General features: G+C 65.1%; 12 protein-coding genes. 2 read left to right on the top strand and 10 right to left on the bottom strand.

Going from position 1 to position 17,840, the window contains the following annotated elements:
• Positions 1-13: 13 nt before the first annotated feature.
• The 5 genes from QY325_12185 to QY325_12205 form a co-directional block, all read right to left on the bottom strand.
• The gene (locus tag QY325_12185; protein WKZ65518.1) at positions 14-2,770 is read right to left on the bottom strand and encodes an ornithine decarboxylase; all 2,757 of its coding nucleotides are present in this window, start codon (positions 2,768-2,770) and stop codon (positions 14-16) included.
• A gap of 85 nt (positions 2,771-2,855) precedes the next feature.
• Positions 2,856-3,335 (bottom strand): VOC family protein, encoded by a 480-nt coding sequence (locus QY325_12190; GenBank protein ID WKZ65519.1) that lies wholly within the window; start codon positions 3,333-3,335, stop codon positions 2,856-2,858.
• Positions 3,336-3,337: 2 nt separating this feature from the next.
• Positions 3,338-4,291 (bottom strand): carbon-nitrogen hydrolase family protein, encoded by a 954-nt coding sequence (locus QY325_12195; protein WKZ65520.1) that lies wholly within the window; start codon positions 4,289-4,291, stop codon positions 3,338-3,340.
• A 131-nt stretch (positions 4,292-4,422) separates the two neighbouring features.
• Positions 4,423-5,733, bottom strand: a complete 1,311-nt coding sequence (locus tag QY325_12200) for an aspartate aminotransferase family protein (GenBank protein ID WKZ65521.1) — start codon at positions 5,731-5,733, stop codon at positions 4,423-4,425.
• A 105-nt stretch (positions 5,734-5,838) separates the two neighbouring features.
• On the bottom strand, positions 5,839-8,469 hold the full coding sequence (locus QY325_12205; protein ID WKZ65522.1) for a lamin tail domain-containing protein: 2,631 nt from the start codon (positions 8,467-8,469) through the stop codon (positions 5,839-5,841).
• Positions 8,470-8,571: 102 nt separating this feature from the next.
• Between QY325_12205 and QY325_12210 the strand changes: the two genes are divergently transcribed.
• Both QY325_12210 and QY325_12215 read left to right on the top strand, forming a co-directional pair.
• On the top strand, positions 8,572-9,573 hold the full coding sequence (locus tag QY325_12210; GenBank protein ID WKZ65523.1) for an aspartate-semialdehyde dehydrogenase: 1,002 nt from the start codon (positions 8,572-8,574) through the stop codon (positions 9,571-9,573).
• Positions 9,574-9,604: 31 nt separating this feature from the next.
• Positions 9,605-10,519, top strand: a complete 915-nt coding sequence (locus QY325_12215) for a hypothetical protein (protein ID WKZ65524.1) — start codon at positions 9,605-9,607, stop codon at positions 10,517-10,519.
• Positions 10,520-10,531: 12 nt separating this feature from the next.
• Here QY325_12215 and QY325_12220 read toward each other — a convergent pair whose 3' ends face one another.
• The 5 genes from QY325_12220 to QY325_12240 all read right to left on the bottom strand — a co-directional run bounded on the left by QY325_12220 (position 10,532) and on the right by QY325_12240 (position 17,840).
• Positions 10,532-12,145: a hypothetical protein gene (locus QY325_12220; GenBank protein WKZ65525.1), complete on the bottom strand. Its 1,614-nt coding sequence runs from the start codon at positions 12,143-12,145 to the stop codon at positions 10,532-10,534.
• Positions 12,146-12,197: 52 nt separating this feature from the next.
• Complete coding sequence (locus QY325_12225; protein WKZ65526.1) at positions 12,198-12,872, bottom strand: lipoprotein signal peptidase; 675 nt, start codon at positions 12,870-12,872, stop codon at positions 12,198-12,200.
• A 65-nt stretch (positions 12,873-12,937) separates the two neighbouring features.
• The gene (locus tag QY325_12230; GenBank protein ID WKZ67981.1) at positions 12,938-13,360 is read right to left on the bottom strand and encodes a TraR/DksA C4-type zinc finger protein; all 423 of its coding nucleotides are present in this window, start codon (positions 13,358-13,360) and stop codon (positions 12,938-12,940) included.
• 569 nt (positions 13,361-13,929) lie between these two features.
• Positions 13,930-17,313: an isoleucine--tRNA ligase gene (ileS, locus tag QY325_12235; GenBank protein ID WKZ65527.1), complete on the bottom strand. Its 3,384-nt coding sequence runs from the start codon at positions 17,311-17,313 to the stop codon at positions 13,930-13,932.
• 56 nt (positions 17,314-17,369) lie between these two features.
• Positions 17,370-17,840: a DUF1569 domain-containing protein gene (locus QY325_12240; protein ID WKZ65528.1), complete on the bottom strand. Its 471-nt coding sequence runs from the start codon at positions 17,838-17,840 to the stop codon at positions 17,370-17,372.

Consider the following 17,840-nt stretch of genomic DNA (forward strand, 5'->3'; position numbering starts at 1 on the left):
TTTTGCTCATGGCTTACTTCTTCTTGCGTCCAGATGTCTTGAAGCTTGACACTTGAGACTTGGAGCTTGTCACTTGCTTCATCCCCCCCATGGCTGTGGTGGTCCGTTGCCTTCCCAGCGCCGCATCGGTGAACACGCGCAGGCCCAGTTCCGGGCGGTAGCCGTGGATCTCCTTCACGTCGATGGCGATGAGGAAGTCGATGATCTCCTTGTTGATGACCTGCCCCGGTACCAGCACGGGGAAGCCCGGTGGGTAGGGGATCACGAAGGAGGCGGATACCAGCTCGCCCCCCTGTTTCATCTCGGCCAGCGCGGCGTCGAGCTTCACGTGCCGGCAGCGCTTCTCGTCGTAGGCCAGGAAGTAGGCTGATCGCAGGTCGCCGCCGGGCACACCGGGCTGCCCCTGGAAACTGCGGTGGAAGCTGCTGAAATCGGGCAGGGGCGGGATCTCCTCGGTGAGCGCACGGATCCGCGCCAGGTGCGCGCGCTTGTCGTCGTGCTCGAAACCGGCGTTGCGCGCCTCCAGCTCGTCCGCGATGTGCAGCAGCACCTTGGTGAGGTACGCGAGCGAGCCGCGCGTGGTGCCGATGTTGGTCATGAAGAGCACCGAGTTCCGCGAGGTCTTGTTGATCTGGATCTGGTGCTTGTCCATCAGGAACTTGTTCTTGAAGGTGTCCCCGTCGATCCCGGTCTTGCCCGTGTACAGGTTGATCTTGGTGGGGTCCACCGCGAACTCGTCCTCGGCCCACGCCTTCTCGATCTCGTTCCAACCCTGATCCCGCCGGTAGTAGCTGTCCAGGCCGCTCTGCCGGTACTCCGCGGGGATCAGGTCGCCGATGGTGATGATGTCGAACCACTTGTTCAGCCGCGGGTTCTCGCGGATGGTGCGCCGCAGCAGCAGCCCCAGCTCGATGGCCTTCTCCACCAGCTCGAAGCCCTCGAACTCCACCTGCCGCCGGCCCACGTCCATGCTGGCGAGGATCTGGTAGTTGGCGCTGGTGCTGGTGTGCGTCATGTACGCCTCGTGGAAGCTGGCCTCGCTCTTCTTCACGAAGTCCTCGTCCCAGATGTGGATCATGCTGCCCTGGCGCAGCGAGGTGAGCGTCTTGTGCGTGCTCTGCGTGGCGTACACGCGGATGCGCACCTTGTCGGGGTCGGGCAGGCGCGGCTCCTCGCCCTTCTTCAGGCCCTTGATGTGCGCGGCGTATTCGGCGCGGTACTCGGGCGTGCGGTACTTGCGGGCGAGCTTGGCGGCCACGTGCATCGCGGTGCGCTGGCGCAGCACGTAGCTGAATCGCGCGAAGGCCCACCACGCCTCGTCCCACAGGAACACGATGTCGGGTTTGATGGCGAGCACCTCCTCCATCACACGCTCCACGTTGTACACCACGCCGTCGAAGGTGCTGTTGGTGAGCAACAGCATCCTCACCTTGTCCAGCCGCCCGCCCTTCCGCAGCGCGCAGAGCTGTTCGCGGATGTGCGAGAGCGGCACGGCGCCGTACATGCTGTACTTGGTGAGCGGATAGCTGTGCAGGTACACCGGGTACGCGCCGCTCAGCACCATGCCGTAGTGGTGGCTCTTGTGGCAGTCGCGGTCGATGAGCACGATGTCGCCCGGCTCCACCAGCGCCTGCACCACGATCTTGTTGGTGGTGCTGGTGCCGTTGGTGGCGAAGAAGGTGTGCTGGCTGCCGAAGGCGCGCGCGGCCAGCTCCTGCGCCTTCTTCAGCGGACCGGTGGGCTGCAGTAGCGAATCGAGGCCGCCGGTGGTGGCGCTGGTCTCGGCCAGGAAGAGGTTGCGGCCGTAGAACTCGCCGAAGTCCTGGATCCAACGGCTCTTGAACACGCTGTTGCCGCGGCTGATGGGCATGGCGTGGAACACCCCCATGGGCCTGCGGCTGTAGTCCTTCAGCGCGGTGAAGAAGGGCGTTTCGAACTTCTCCATCGTGCCGCGCAGGATGGTGAGGTGCAGCTCGGTGAGGTCCTCGGTGCGGTAGAAGATGCGCCGGAAAGCGGAGAGGGTGTCGTCCTCCAGGCCGTCCACCGGGGTGTCGGTGACGAAATAGCGGTCGACCTCCGGACGGAACCAGCGGCAGATGCGGCCCAGGAAAGGGCCCATGCGAGCCCGACCGATCGCGCCGGGATCGAGCCGGTCGATGGCCCGGGTGAACTCGCGCAGGATGCCCTTGTGATTGGCACTGGCGAAGGGCACACCGAAGCGGACCACCACCGCCTGGATGTTATGGTTGAACAGCAGGGCGATGAGCGCGTCCTGAACCGTGCGCACCATCACCGCATCGTACACGAAGGCATCACCTCTGTCGCGCACCTGCTTCAAGCGCTCCCGCAGCACCGCTTCCTCCGTGTCGTCGAGGTCGTCGACGAACAGCACCTCGAAGTAATTGGAGCGCGGCTTCTCCCCCTCCGCATCAAGCAGCTCGCTCCGGCCCGAGAGCGGGTCCAGCATGGCCGCCGAATCGCTGCGGAAAGCGCCGCTGCTGAGCATGCGCACGATGTGGTTCACGGCCAGGTGAAGGCCATGGTACTCCCTGCTCCGAAGCATTCCCTGCAACTGGCGCACGGTATCGCGGCCCGGAAAGGCCCAGTAGAGCTCGATGGTGTGCAGGTCCCTCAGGGTCGCCTCCACTTCCTGAGCTCCGCCGCGGCCTTCATCGAGGTCCATGACGGCGAGCTTCAGCTGGTCCCAGGTATGCGACCGGAGGCGCGCGGCGTTGTAGTGCTGGCGGAGCTGGAGGGCGGTTTCGGACATGGGGATCGGAGGGGGTAAGCCCGAGTGGGAAAGATAGCCAGGCCCTCGATCCGCCACTCCTGATCCTGGCAGCCTCCGGGATGGCTCAGCGCCGCTTGGCACCGGCCTTCCGTGGCGCGGCCTTCCGCGAGGCCGGCTTGGTCGTCGCCTTGGCTTTCGACGGGCCGGGAGCGCCTTGGTGGAGCGCCACGCGGTTGCCCTCGCTGTCGATGAACAGCGCGAACCAGCCCGCGGCCTCGCTGACCAGCGATTTCGGCATGATCACCCGCCCCCCGGCGAGGTCCACGCGCCCCAGGATGCCATCGAGGTCATTCCCCGCGTTCAGGTAGACCAGTGTGCCGGTGTCGCTGGGCACGCAGCCCGGCCCGTAGATGAGCGCACCGCCGATGCCCTTGTCGACCGGGAAGTAGGCCATGGCGAACTCCCCGTTCACGGCCACCTCCATCTCCATGCTGTAGATGGTGCCATAGAAGCGCGCGGCGCGGTGGATGTCGTACACGGGTATCTCGAACCAGCTGATGAAATCCTTCAGCTTCATATGATGGCGTCCGGCTAGGCTTCCCATGGCTATTCGGTTGGTTCGCTGGGTGGTCGCAACGATGTGACTACATGCTTGGGCGGCTCGTGCGGCATGCGCGTCTCATCCTTCACCTCCAGCTCTGTGAGCTCCTGCACACGTGCCGGCTTGATCAACGGCCCCAGGCCCTCCAGTGCGGGGTGCTTGGCTCCTGGTGCATAGATGCCGAAATCGACCGGCCTGTCGCGGAAGCTCTTCAGCGGCTGGCCCAGCCGGAGGACGCCCAGCTCACGGCTGCGGCGCACCTTCTCCAGATTGATCTCGATGGGGATGAACTCCTCATTGGTATCGGCCTGATAGATGATGCGCCCCTCGGGCCCGCACACGATGCTGCGGCCGCTCCCGCCGGCGTCGAGGCCATTGATGTCGAAGAAGTAGCACTGGTTGGTGGCTGCGCTGGCGCGCGCGATGCTCAATTCGATCTCGCGGTCGATGGTGCCCGTGAGGGTGGGGTGCAGGATCACCTCGGCCCCCATGACGGCCAGGGTACGGGTGGTCTCAGGGAACCACATGTCGTAGCAGATGCTCACGCCGAAGCGGCCCACGTCGGGGATATCGAAGACGCAGAACTCGCTGCCCCCGGTTACGCCCACCTCGTAGGGGTAGAAGGGGAACATCTTCCGGTACCGCGTCACAACGCTGCCCTCGGGGTCGATCACGCTGGCGGTGTTGTACACCTTGCCTTCCTTCTTCTCGAAGACGCTGCCCGGAAGGAGCCAGATGCCGTGCTTGGCAGCCAGCGCGCACATCTCCTGCTCGAATTCGCCGGGCACCGGCTGGGCGTGCTGGATGTGCGGGCCGTACGCGCACAGTTCGCTGAACAGCACCATGTCCACCCATGGATAGATGGCCATGAGCAGCTCCAGCTTGGTCTTCATCGCCTCCACATTGGGGTAGGCGGCGCTGGTGCGCATCTGGATGCCGGCGATCGAGAAGGGCTTCATGGGGAATGCTTCACCATAGAGGCACCGAGCGCACAGAGGAAATGCGCGGTCGCGCATCGCTCTGGCTCATCAACCTCATCGTAGCGTTCATCAGGTGGGTTTCTCCGTGTCCTCCGTGCCTCTATGTTGAACTAGCCACAGATCCTCTCCAGTTCCTCCTCCATGATGTCCAGCCCCTTGTTCAGAAGCTCATCGCTGATCACCAGGGGGCTCAGCACGCGGATCACGTTCTTGTCGGTTCCGGCGGTGATCACCACCAGGTCACGCTTGGCACAGGCGTTCATCAGCTTCGTGCAGGTGTCGGCATCGGGGCGCATGGGGTCGCGCTTCACGTTGAACTCCATGGCCATCATGGCGCCCAGGCCGCGCACGTCGCCGATGCAGTCGTGCTTGGCCTTCATCCTCTCGAAGCGCTGTCGGATCACTTCGCCCACATGGCGCCCCTTGGCGTTGATGTCGATCTCCTCCATGTACTTCAGGGTGGCCAGGGCCGCAGCGCAACTCACCGGGTTGCCGATGTAGGTGCCGCCGATGCTGCTGGGGCCGGCCTTGTCCATGATCTCGGCCCTGCCCATCACGCAGCCGATGGGCATGCCGCTGCCGAGGCTCTTGGCCCAGGTGCTGAGGTCGGGAATCACCCCGAAGTGCTCGAAGGCCGACCAGGCGCCCGTGCGGCCGAAGCCCGCCTGCACCTCGTCGAAGATCAGCAGGATGCCGTGCTTGTCGCACCACTTGCGCAAGCCCTCCACATAGGCCTTCGGCGCCACGTTGAAGCCGCCCTCGCCCTGCACCAGCTCGATGATCACGCAGGCCAGTTGCTTCGGATCCACGGTATTGTGCGACAGCTCCTCCAAGCGGTGCAGCTCGGCCTGCACGAATTCCGCTTCGCTGCGCCCAGCGCCGTACCGGAAGAGGTTCGGGTACTGCGTGCGGTACACTTCCGGGGCGAAGGGTCCGCAATCAGGCTTGTAGCCCACCTTGCTGGTGAGCGTCATGGCCATCATGGTGCGGCCATGGAAGGCGTCGGTGAAGCAGAGCACACCCTGACGCCTGGTTGCCTGGCGTGCGATCTTAATGGCGTTCTCCACCGCCTCGGCACCGGTGTTCACGAGCATGGTCTTGGTGGGGCCACCGTGCGGCAAGAGGGCGTTGAGCTTCTCGCACAGGGCGATGTAGGGCTCGTAGCTGGCCACATTGAAGCTCACATGCAGGAACCTCTCGGCCTGCTCCTGAATGGCCTTCACCACGGGCGGGGGGCAGTGCCCGGCATTCACCACGCCGATCCCTCCGGCGAAGTCGATGAGCTCGCGGCCATCGAGGTCGGTGATGGTGGCGCCGCTGGCCTTGGCAGCGGTGGCGAAGTTGAACATACCCACGCCGTTGGGCACGGCGGCCTTGCGGCGGGCGATGAGTTCCTGGCTCTTGGTGACTTGCTCCGTCATCTTGGGTGCGAAGTTGAGCAATGCATCAGCCGCAGCGGAGTACGGCATGCAGAGAATGCCAACAACGGCCGGCTTGCCGTGGGAGGGGGCGGAATACTCTGAGGCTCAGTCCAACGGATGGGCCAGGGTCACGGTCTTCCGGTAGGTCTCCACGTTGCCATCAAGGTCGAAGGCCTCCAGCACCACCACGTAAGGGCCCATCCTGGCCTTGCTGCCGCCCTCCATGAGCCCGTCCCAGCTGAGTGCCCCTTCCGTGCCGAGCAGCTGGCTGTCCATCAGCCGTCGCGTTTCGCGGCCAGCGATGTCATAGACGATGATGGTTCCCACGAAACCCGGCCGATCGAAGCGATAGGCGATGGTGAGGAGGTCCTGGAAGCCGTCCTGATCGGGGCTGAAGATGCCCGGCTCGATCGTCAGCTCGCCGCTGGCCTCGGGCGCCTCGCTGTACTGGGAGTTGCGGAAGCCCGGAGTGGCGCCCCCGGACACATCTGATGCGGTGTGCCAGTTGGTGGGGTCGTCCGTTCCGCGGTCGGGGTCGACCCGCTCCAGGCTGTAGCCCTCCGGCTTGTTCACCAGGCCGAAGTGCAGGTCGTCATCGTACCGGAAAAGGTCGATCACCGCATTGGCCGCATCGAGCAGCACCACGGTCCCGCTGCCGTTGTTGTAGCTCGGCAGGCTCATCTGGAGGAAGCGGTCCGTGCGGCCCTGCGGATACCGGGCGGCGATATCCGCCGTGCTGGTGGCGAGCAGGATGTACTCGTTGGGCATCAGCAGCAGCGCATCGGGGGTGATCGTGCGCAGGTTCGCGATGGCCCCGTTGGTCTCGTTGGCAAGCTGCATCCCTTGAAGGCTCAGGGTCTTGGCCGAGCGGTTGTAGATCTCCACGAAATCGCTGCCGGTGGCGAAGGGGTCGTAGAGCACCTCGTTGATCACGATGTCACCGGCCACCACCGGTTCAGGCCGCGAAAAGGCGGCTGCATTGCCCGCGCCGATGGCATTCCCGGGGCAATCCGTGGCGCCTGAGACCGTGACCGTGTAGAGCACGCCAACGACGATGGGAGCGGACAGGGTGAGGCGCACCCGGTCAACCGTGCCCGGCACGATGGCCGCTGTGGTCACCGCAATGCCGGGACTGATGGCATAGGATGCCGCCACGAGGCTGGCAGCATCCATGGCTTCGCTGAAGATGAGCTCCACGGTCACACTGTCAACCACGAGCACGGCCACAATCGATGGGGGCATGGCATCCGGCGTGGGGTCGAGGACGGAGTTCGCCTCACCCGGCGTTCCGCCCACCGGGGCATTGCTCCCAGTCCAGTTGCTTGCGCCGCTGCAAGGCGTGAAGGGATTGACCTGCTCCAAGGTCCAGCCGCCCTCCTGCTTCACGGCATCCTGGTACCAGCCCAGGGAATACTCCACCGCATCGATAAGGACATCCCCCGGTGCGGCGAGGGCGAGGTTGTCTGCATCGTTGTTCAAGGAAGGCAGGCTGGCCACCCCGATGCGGTTGGCCACGGTGGCGAAGAGGGCGCTGTTCGCGTTGCTGGTGATGAGCACGTGGCCACCCGGACCCAGCGCGTAGGACGGCAGCGTGGCGGAGCTGCTTCCGTCGCTGAGCTTCCAGCCGGCAAGGTCGAAGGTCTTGTCTGCCGTGGCATTGAACAGCTCCACGAATTCCGCCTCGGGCAGCCCCACCGCGGGCGTGGGATCGGCCATGATCTCGTTGATGACCACATCGCGGTACAGCGGTGCGTCGGGCACCACCCAGGTGAAGGGGAACGGCCCGGTGGCTGCGATGGGATTGCCCGCAAGGTCCTCCACGCCGGTCACGGTGAGCGCGTGCTGCACGTTGGCCGCCAACGGATCCGTGAGCGTCAGATGCACCAGCGCCGCATTGGCCCCGTCCAGCTGCGCAGCGGCAATCGCGATGGGCGGCGCGATTGCATAGTGGGCTGCATCACCCGCGGTGACCGGGTCAAGCGGCTCATTGAAGAGCACGTCCACCGCCGAGGCTGAAACGGCTTGCACGGTCACCACCTCCGGCGCGGCGAGGTCCACCGGGATGCCGCCCACGGCGAAGTCGTCGAAGAAGTGGTTGTTCACCGGACCGGCTGCGGAGCTCTGCACTACCAGCACGCCGAAGGCGATGCTCGAGGCCACCGCCCCATCGTTCACCGGCCCCACGGAGGCGAAGCTGCCTGTGTTGCCGTCGTCGTAGGCGAGGATCCAGTCGTTGGCGGCCGTTCGCTCCACGCGGATGCGCAACGGGTTGCTGCTGCTGCTGTTCACGATGCCATCAGGGCTCGCGAGCACCGATGCATTCGCGCCACCCACGCGCTTGAAGAGCTCCACACGGTCGGCGGTGCCGCCGATCCGCACGAACCATCCGTTCTGCGCGGCGGTGAGCACGGCCTCATCGCTGATGATGTACACGTCCGCATAGTTGGCGCCGCTGGTGGCGAACCGCAGGTCCATGAACCACTCCCACCGGGCATCTGCGGCCAACGTGCTGGGCGTGCTGAGGGCATACGTGGCGGCCCCCGTGCTGTTGCTGCGCAGCATGCGGTCGCCGCTCACGTCGGCTACCGTGAAGAGCGCGGCATCGCCGGCCCAGGCCGGGGCGGCGGTGAAATCGCCGTCCTCGAAATCGTCGTTCACCTGGGCGGGGAGCGCCGCAGGCACCAGCGCTGGAAGCAAGGCCACCAGCAGGCGGAAGCGGAAAGGGATCACAGGCATGGCAGCGGCGGAAAAGGTAGTGCTTCCGCCCGCCGCGCCGGTATGTGCGGCGACGGCACGCCGCACGTACTTTCGACCGCTCTGAAACGTTCGGGGACCAACATGAAAGTCGCGGTCGTAGGCGCCACCGGCCTCGTGGGTGGCATCATGCTCAAGGTGCTCGAGGAGCGCCGCTTCCCCTTGGATGAACTGCTGGCCGTGGCCAGTGAGCGCAGCGTGGGCAAAGCGGTCCGGTTCAGGGGCAAGGAGGTGCCCGTGGTGGGTATGGAAGCCGCCATCGCGGCGCGACCCGATGTGGCGCTGTTCTCCGCCGGTGGGGCCACTTCGCTCGAATGGGCCCCGCGCTTCGCCAAGGCCGGCTGCACCGTGATCGACAACAGCAGCGCCTGGCGGATGATGCCGGACAAGAAGCTGATCGTGCCCGAGATCAACGGCCACCTGCTGCGGCCAGAGGACCGCATCATCGCGAACCCCAACTGCAGCACCATCCAGCTGGTGATGGCACTCGCTCCTCTGCACCGGGCCTATACTGCGAGGCGCGTGGTGGTCTCCACCTACCAGAGCGTGACCGGCACCGGGATAGTGGCCGTACGGCAGCTGGAGAATGAACGCGCCGGCGTCCAGGGCGAGATGGCCTATCCCTTCCGGATCGACCGCAACGTGATACCCCGGTGCGATGCGTTCCTGGCCAACGGCTACACGAAGGAGGAGATGAAAGTGGTGAACGAGACGCACAAGATCCTCGACCCGGCCATCCGGGTAACCTGCACGGCCGTGCGCGTTCCTGTGACCGGAGGCCACAGCGAATCGGTGAACGTGGAGTTCGCACGCGAATTCGAGCTGGACGATGCGAGGCGGCTCCTCCGGGAGGCTCCCGGTGTGCTTCTGCTGGACGATCCGGCAAGGGACGAGTACCCCATGCCCCTGCTGGCCGATGGCCGCGACGAGGTGCTGGTGGGGCGCATACGCCGCGATGAGAGCCAGCCCTGCACGCTGAACCTCTGGATCGTCGCCGATAATCTGCGGAAAGGCGCCGCTACCAATGCCGTGCAGATCGCCGAGCTGGTGGTGGGGGCCGGGGCGCCGATGGTTGTCGGGGCCTGATACCGCAGGCACGACCGAAACCCTTGAATCCATGGAAAAGCATTTTCTGCTCGCTTTGGCCGGACTTCTGGCCCTGCCAGCGCTCCATGCGCAGGATGAAGGCGCCGCTGCACGGCCGCTGATCGCGGAGGCCTACGCGGCCGGCCTCGGCTTCACCTTGCGCGAAAGCAGCCTTCCCGCGGCCGATTGGCGCAGCATGCTGCCGGCCTCCTCGCTGCTCCGGGAGGAGCTGCCGGTGCGTGCCTTCGACTATCCCTGGTACGGCCCCGAGGATGACCGCTTCGATGATGCACCGGGCATGTCCCGGAGCAGCGGTGGCGTCTACCTCGGCATCGGGCTCGACCTGGACCGTGCGGCATCGTCCGAAGCCCGCTTCACGAAGCTCCTGCGGATCGCGGTCGCTTTCGGCGGCGGGCAGCAGTTCAGCTCCAGCTGGGGCCGCTCCACCACAGCGGTGTACGACACCCTGGTTTCCCTCTCCACCGGCGACCGCTATGAGCTCGACTCCACTTGGGCAGAGTCCTACATCGCCACCGTGACACGCTCGCGCATGGCCGTCGACGCCTCCTTCATCCTGAGCCGCAACGCGCGATCGCGCTTCAGCTGGTTCGTTGGCGGCGGGCTCCAGCTCGGCTTCGCCCACGATGCGCGGGCCACGGTTTGGCATGGCGTCACAACCCGACTGGAGCGCCACGATGGCAGCGATGAAACGGAGCGCACCACGATCGCGGAGGAGTCATTCCGCCTTGATCCCGCACTTTCGCTCACCGCCTATGGCGTCGTCGGCATCGACTTCAGGCTCGGACGGACGAGCCCGTTCTGGAGCGGCCTCCACCTTTTCTCGGAGGTGCGGCCGATGCTGCATGCCGGCGCCTACCCTGGGCTGCCAGCGCGATGGAGCCAAGGCACCCAGCAGCTGTTCGGCTTGCGCGTCGATATCCGGTGAACCGCGTCGGCGCTACCGCACCGCCTCCACGCGGAACAGCCGGTAGCTCGTGTTCGCGTACACCAAACGAGCCCGGCCCGGCGGGGTGAAGGCCCCGCTGTCCGTCATCGCCACCACCATCAGCGGCCCGGTGAGCAGGGAGTCCGACAGCTCACCCTTGTGGAAGTAGGCAAGCTGCCGCGGCTCGTAGATGCTCCGTTCCCGGGTCTCGAAGAAGTGCGCCGCGTAGGTGCGATAGGGCGTGTATACCTGCGCAAGGTGGGCCAGGTCCAGGTCCTGGCTCACGAGCAGCTCCTCGCTGCGGTGCAGCTGGCGCAAAGCACCCAGCGCTTCACGGCCATCGGGCGTGAGCCAAACGGATTGCGCCGTTGCCCTCAGCTGGCGGCCGATCTGCGTGCCGAAGAAGAGCGCATTGTCCAATAGCAGCGCCACGGTGGCCACACCGATGAGCGCAGCCGCCGCCATCCTTCCGCGTGACCGGCACCAAGGCAGCGCCTCGGTGAGCAGCCATGGCGCACCCATGAGGAACAGCGCCGACCAGACATAGCCGCGGGCGAAGTGCACCGGTTGGTGGGGCTCCACGGCGAACTCGTGGTTCTCGAGCATGAAGTTGACCACCGCCATCACGGCCAGGAGGCGATGAGCGGGTTGGCCGAGGAAGGCAAGCGTGCGTGAGGGGGTGCGCAGGTTCGCCATCGTCATGAGCGCGACAAGCGCATAGGCTGGAATGAAGGCTTGCGCGGAAAGCGTCCATGCCAGCTGGATGGAACCCACCAGCTCCGGATTGGCATGGGCGGGCACCCAGACGAAGAAATACCAGGCGCAGGAGGCGGCGGTGACGGCAAGCCAAGCGATGAATCCAACCGGGACGGAGCGGTTGCGCACATAGAAGCGCTCCAGCGTGGACCAGGTGATGGATATCGCCAGCAAGCCGACTCCGGCGAAGGGGTGCGACCAGGCGAGCAAGGCCGCAACCGCGCCGGCCATCCAGAAGCGACCGCGTACCATGAGCAGCAGTGCCGCGAAGAGCATGAAATGGTAGTAGGCCTCGTTGGGGTAGATGAGATTGCGGCCCAGATTGAGGAACCACCAGCCGAAGGCGGGGTCGATCTCGAAGAGGTACTCCGCGAGGCCGAGGCCGCGCGCGCCCTTCATCCAGCCGTACGCCGCACCTGCCAGGCAGAGCAATCCCCCACCCCACACGAAGAGCAGCTGCCCCCAGCGGCGCACGCCGCCCTGCACGCTGACGACCGTATCGAAGAGCGCCATGAATACCCGGATGGCCAGGACACCGAAGACCGCCCCGAACAGCACGAAGAGCAGGCCGGGGTCGATCCCCGTGATGCGCCAAACGATGGAGAGGGCCCACAGGTGCACCTGCACCAGGGTGGGCTCGGCATACGGCACCCGCTCACGGGGCAGTGCGTAGAGCAGGCCGCTGCTCGAGCCGTCAATATACTCCCGCGCGCTGGCCATGTACGACGGCTGGTCGTACTGGATGAAGCCGGTGCCGATGCGGTCCGACTCCCACCATCCGGCTGCGAAATGCGCGCCATAGACCAATGCTATCGGGGCATAAAGCAGCAGGGCGAAGGCCCATTCGCGCCACGCGAACCGTGCGGTCATGCTGGCCAATGTATGCGCCCCGGGCCTACCCTGTGCGTGGCCTTCGCCGCGCCTACGCCTGGCCCTTCGTTCCGGGGCCGGTGACATCGGCCCCTGACGGGCCCGGCGGCTCGACCGCAGCCTGAGCGGTGTGCTCCACCGGAGCGAAGCGCTGCGCCACTACGAAGAGCGCGATGCCCACGGTGATCGCCGCATCGGCGATGTTGAACACCGGCTGGAAGAACTCGATGTACTCGCCTCCCCATCCCGGCACCCATTCCGGAAGGCGTCCTCGCCAAATGGGGAAATGGAACATGTCCACCACGGCGCCATGGAAGAGCGCGGCGTAACCGCCCTCCGCCGGCATGAACACCGCTTTCTGGAACGGTGTGCTGGCGCTGAAGATCAGGCCGTAGACGGTGCTGTCGATGATGTTCCCAAGCGCTCCGGCAAGCACCAACGCAACGCTCATCACCTGAAGGCCGTGCACCCGTTGATGGATCATCCGGCGCAAGGCGTAGCCGATGCCGATGACCGCCACGATCCGCAGCAGGGACAGGGTCAATTTCCCCGCTTCCCCGCCGAATTCCATCCCGAACGCCATACCCCTGTTCTCGATGAAGTGGAGGAAGCCCCAGTCACCGAAGAGCGGAACGGACTCGTCATAGTAGAACGACAGCTTGACCCAGACCTTCAGTGCCTGATCGGCCAGCAGCACGAACAGGATGATGAGGAGGGCGCGCTTCATCGGTTCTCGAAGGCGGCTTGGCGTTGCGGTGCCGCTGGGCGTGCCCGCATTGCGCCGAGCAGGGCCTAGCTGCCCATCTGCTGCTTGGCCTCGATGCTCAGCGTAGCATGCGGAACAAGGCGCAGGCGCTCCTTGCTGATCAGACGGCCGGTGACGCGGCAGATACCGTAGGTCTTATTGCGGATGCGCAGCAGTGCGTCCTCCAGGTGCTTGATGAACTTCTCCTGGCGGGCGGCCAGCTGGGCGGTCTCCTCGCGGCTAAGCGTCTCGCTGCCGTCTTCGATCATCTTGAAGGAGGGGCTGGTGTCGTCCGTGCCGTTGTTGTCCGTATTGGCCAGGGTCTGCTTCAGCAGGTCGTAGTCCTTGCGGGCTTCCTCGAGCTTCTTGAGGATCAGCTCCTTGAATTCCGCAAGCTCCTCATCGCTGTAACGTACCTTGTCGGCGCTCTCCAGGGTGGACACCTGTTTCTTCACCACAGGAGCGGCCATCGGCCGCACAGGCGCGGAAACCTGGGTCACCAACGGCTTGTCTGCCGCCTTGGCAGCAGACTCCTTCGCTTCCTTCTTCACGTCCTTCTTCACGGGTTTGGGTTTGGCCACTGGGGCCGGTTTTGCCGCAGGCTTCGCAGCGATGGGCGAGGTTTTGGGTGCCGGAGCCGGTTTTGGTGCAGGGGTCGGTTTGGAGACGGCCTTCACCACAGGTTTCGGTACCGGCTTTGCGACCGGCTTCTTCGTAGCGACAGCAGAAGCCTTTTTGGCAACCGGCTTCACCGGAGCCTTCGGAACGGGCTTCTTCGCCACCGGCTTGGCAGCAGGTTTCTTCACCGCCGGCTTCTTGGCGACCACTTTCTTCGGCGCTGGCTTCTTCACGACCGGCTTGGCCGCTTTCGCTCGCTTCGACTTGGCCTTGGGCTTCGCGGCCGGCTTGCTCACCTTCGCAGGCTTGGCAGCTTTCTTGACGGCAGCCTTTTTCACGGGCTTGGCCGGCTTCTTCGCGGGTTTCTTGGCCATGACGATAGGGGTCGGGTTAAAGATCCGCAAATATAGACGGTCCCCCTTCAGTTCGCTGACCTGACAAGGGAAAGCGCGCAGCGCCGGACCTCGTCCAACTCCACCTCGTGCACTCCCGGGCCTTCCGCAGGCAGGTGGCTCACAAGGAGCTGGTCCTCAGCCGTTAACGCAAGGGTCTCGGAGAGGATCCAGCCGGCATGGCTGCGGACGGCCCGGGCCACCCGTTCGTCCCCGCCCGCGTGGATGTGCAGCTGTACTCGGTCGGTCACCTCGAAGCCGCTCTCCTTCCGGAGGGTCTGGATCCGGCTCACCAGCTCGCGGGCGATGCCCTCCTGCACCAGCTCGTCGGTGAGGGTGATGTCGAGCGCCACGGTGAGCGCCCCATCGCTGGCCACGCTCAGCCCCGGCACGTTCTCGGCGGTGATCTCCACGTCGTCGCGCAGCAGCTCCACCTCCTGGCCCTCCACGCTCAGCTTCATGCGGCCGTTCGCCTCCAGCTCGGCGATCTGCGCTTGCGAAAATCCGTTCACCGCAACGGCCACGCTCTTCATCAGCTTGCCCATGCGCGCACCCAGCTTCTTGAAGTCGGGCTTGATCTTCTTGGTGAGCTTGCTCTCGCTGGCGTCAAGGATCACCAGCTCCTTTACGTTCACCTCGCTCAGCACGAGGTCGCGGATGGCCTCCAAGCGCGTGCGCATCGCCGCGTCGGTCACGGGCACCAGCATCTTCTGCAAGGGCTGGCGCACACGGTGCCCTTCCTTCTTGCGGATGCTGAGCACGAGCGAGGTGAGCTTCTGCGCGAGCGCAGTGCGCTGCTCGAGCTCGGTGTCGATGAGCGACCCGTCGTGCTTCGGCCAATCGCTCAGGTGAACGCTCGTGCCCTTCAGGTCGCGGTACAGGCGGTCGCTGAAGAAGGGCGCGATGGGCGCGCTGAGCATCGCGATCACTTCCAGGCAGCGGTGCAGCGTTCGGAACGCGGCGTTCTTGTCGGCACCGAGCTCGCCTTTCCAGAAGCGGCGGCGGTTGAGGCGCACGTACCAGTTGCTGAGGTCCTCCACCACGAAGTCCTGGATGGCGCGCGCGGCGATGGTGGGCTCGTAGTCGGCGTAGCTGGCATCGGCCAGCTTCAGCACGCTGTTGAGGCGAGACAGGATCCAGCGGTCGCTCTCGGTGAGGGTCGCTTCACCCTTGCCGTCGTAGCCGTCGATGTTGGCGTACAGCGCGAAGAAGTTGTAGGTGTTGAAGAGCGCGCGGAAGAACTTGCGCTGCACCTCGGTGATGCCCTCGGCGTCGAACTTCAGGTTATCCCATGGCGAGGCGTTGCTGATCATGTACCAGCGCACCGCGTCGGCGCCGTACTGGTCCAGCGTCTTGAAGGGATCCACCGCGTTGCCCAGGCGCTTGCTCATCTTCTGGCCCACCTTGTCGAGCACCAAGCCATTGCTCACCACGGTCTTATAGGCCACGCTATCCTGCGTGAGCGTGGCGATGGCGTGGAGCGTGTAGAACCAGCCGCGCGTCTGGTCCACTCCTTCTGCGATGAAGGCTGCGGGGAACTTCTCCTTGAAGGTGGCCTCGTTCTCGAAGGGGTAGTGCCACTGCGCGTAAGGCATCGCGCCGCTGTCGAACCAAACGTCGATCAGGTCCGTCTCGCGGCGCATGGGCTTGCCACTCGGGCTCACCAGCACGATGTGGTCCACGTACGGACGGTGAATGTCGATGCGGTCGTAGTTGGCATCGCTCATGTCGCCGGGAACGAAGGCAGCGTAGGGGTCGGCCGCCATCACGCCGGCCTTCACGGCCTTGGCAATCTCCTCCTTCAACTGCTGCAACGAACCGATGCAGAGCTCCTCGCTACCATCCTCCGTGCGCCAGATAGGCAGCGGGATGCCCCAGTAGCGGCTGCGGCTGAGGTTCCAGTCCTGCAGGTTCTCCAGCCAGTTGCCGAAGCGGCCCGTTCCGGTGCTCTCGGGCTTCCAGGTGATGGTCTTGTTGAGTGCGATCAAGCGGTCCTTTTTCGCGGTGACACGGACGAACCAGCTGTCGAGCGGGTAGTAGAGTACGGGCTTGTCGGTGCGCCAGCAGTGCGGGTAGTTGTGCTCGTACTTCTCCACCTTGAAGGCGCGGCCCTCGGTCTTCAGCTTGATGGCGATGCGCTCGTCCACGCTGAGGTACTTGTCGCGCCCCTGCTTCTTCGCTTCGGCAGCCTGTTCCTCCGCGCTGAGGTATTCGGCCTTCACATACTCGCCCGAGAAGTCGGTCACCTCGGGCTTGAAGCGGCCGCGCAGGTCCACCAACGTCAGCGATCCGATGCCGTGCTGCCGCGCCACGCGCTGGTCGTCCGCGCCGAAGCTGGGTGCCGTATGGACCACGCCGGTGCCGTCCTCCGTGGTCACGAAGTCGCCACCGATCACCTTGAAGGCATCACCGCCTTCCGGTGTCGCGTAAGGAAGAAGCTGTTCGTAGCGGATGCCTTCCAGCTGGTGGCCATAGAACTCATCGAGGATGCTCCAGGGGATGTGCTTCCCGTCCTTCTTGTAGTCCTCGAACGAAGCGTCCTTGTTGTCCTCCTTGAAGTACGCGTTCAACCGGGCCTTCGCCAGTACCACGGTCTGCGGTGCGTGCGTGTAGGGGTTGAAGGTCTTCACGCGCACATAGTCCAGCTTGGGGCCCACGGTGAGCGCGCAGTTGCTGGGCAGGGTCCACGGCGTGGTCGTCCACGCGAGGATGAAGACCTCCCCGAACGCGTCCTTGAAGAGCCATTCGCTGCTGGCATCCTGCTTCACCTTGAACTGCGCCACCACGCTGGTGTCCTTCACCGGCTTGTAGGTGCCGGGCTGGTTCAGCTCGTGCGAAGAAAGCCCGGTACCGGCCGCAGGGCTGTAAGGCTGGATGGTGTAGCCCTTGTACAGCAGGTCCTGGTCGTACAGCTGCTTCAACAGGTGCCACACGCTCTCGATGTACTTGGTGTGGTAGGTGACGTAGGGATGCTCCAGGTCGAGCCAGAAGCCGATGCGCTTGGTGAGGTCGTTCCACACATCGGTGTAGCGCATCACGGCCTTCTTGCACGCGGCATTGTACTCCTCGATGCTGATGGTCTTGCCGATGTCCTCCTTGGTGATGCCCAGCTCCTTCTCCACGCCCAGTTCGATGGGCAGGCCGTGGGTGTCCCAGCCGGCCTTGCGGTCCACGCGGTGGCCCTTCTGCGTCTGGTAGCGGCAGAAGATGTCCTTGATGGTGCGCGCCATCACATGGTGGATGCCGGGCAGGCCGTTGGCGCTGGGCGGGCCCTCGTAGAACACGAAGGGCGGTGCGTCCTTGCGCAGTTCGAGGCTTTGGCCGAAGGTGTCCTCGGCCTCCCACTGGGTCAACACCTCCTCGGCGACCTTGGGCAGGTCGAGCTCGTCGTACTGCGGGAAACGCTTGTCCATCAGGGCTTTTCTACGGGGCCGCAAAGATAGCCGTACGCCCCTCACACGCCCGTCCGCTAGACCCCGAACTGGCGCAGGTGGTAGGCCATGTGCGTGTGCATTAGGCGGCCCCAGTCCGTTGCGCTCATCCGGCCGAACAGGGGATGGCGCCCGGCCCAGCGCTGGTCCCGGATGGCGGCTTCCGTGACGTCCCGCAGCATGCGCCGCTCCTCGTCCAGCCCGCTGGTGGCGATGCCCGAGCGCACCACGTCAATCACCTTGAAGGTCCGCGGTGGGTCCTTCGCCAACGCGGACTTGGGCGGCAGCGCTCCGGCCAGCGTCATCCACCGGAAGAGGGTGCGCGTGCGCCAGGTGCTGCGGTCAGGGGCGTCGAGCTCGCCGGTGTACATGCGGATGGCCTCGCGCAGGTGGCGCACCATCTGCGCCGCGCTCATCACGCCCCACTGCGGCCGGTCCTCGGCGCGCAGTCGGTCGAGGCGGGCGAACAAGGCGCTGCGCTCCCGGTCGTCGAAGATGCTGCCGGCCAT

The organism is Flavobacteriales bacterium (assembly GCA_030584065.1).
GTDB lineage: Bacteria > Bacteroidota > Bacteroidia > Flavobacteriales_F > PHOS-HE28 > PHOS-HE28.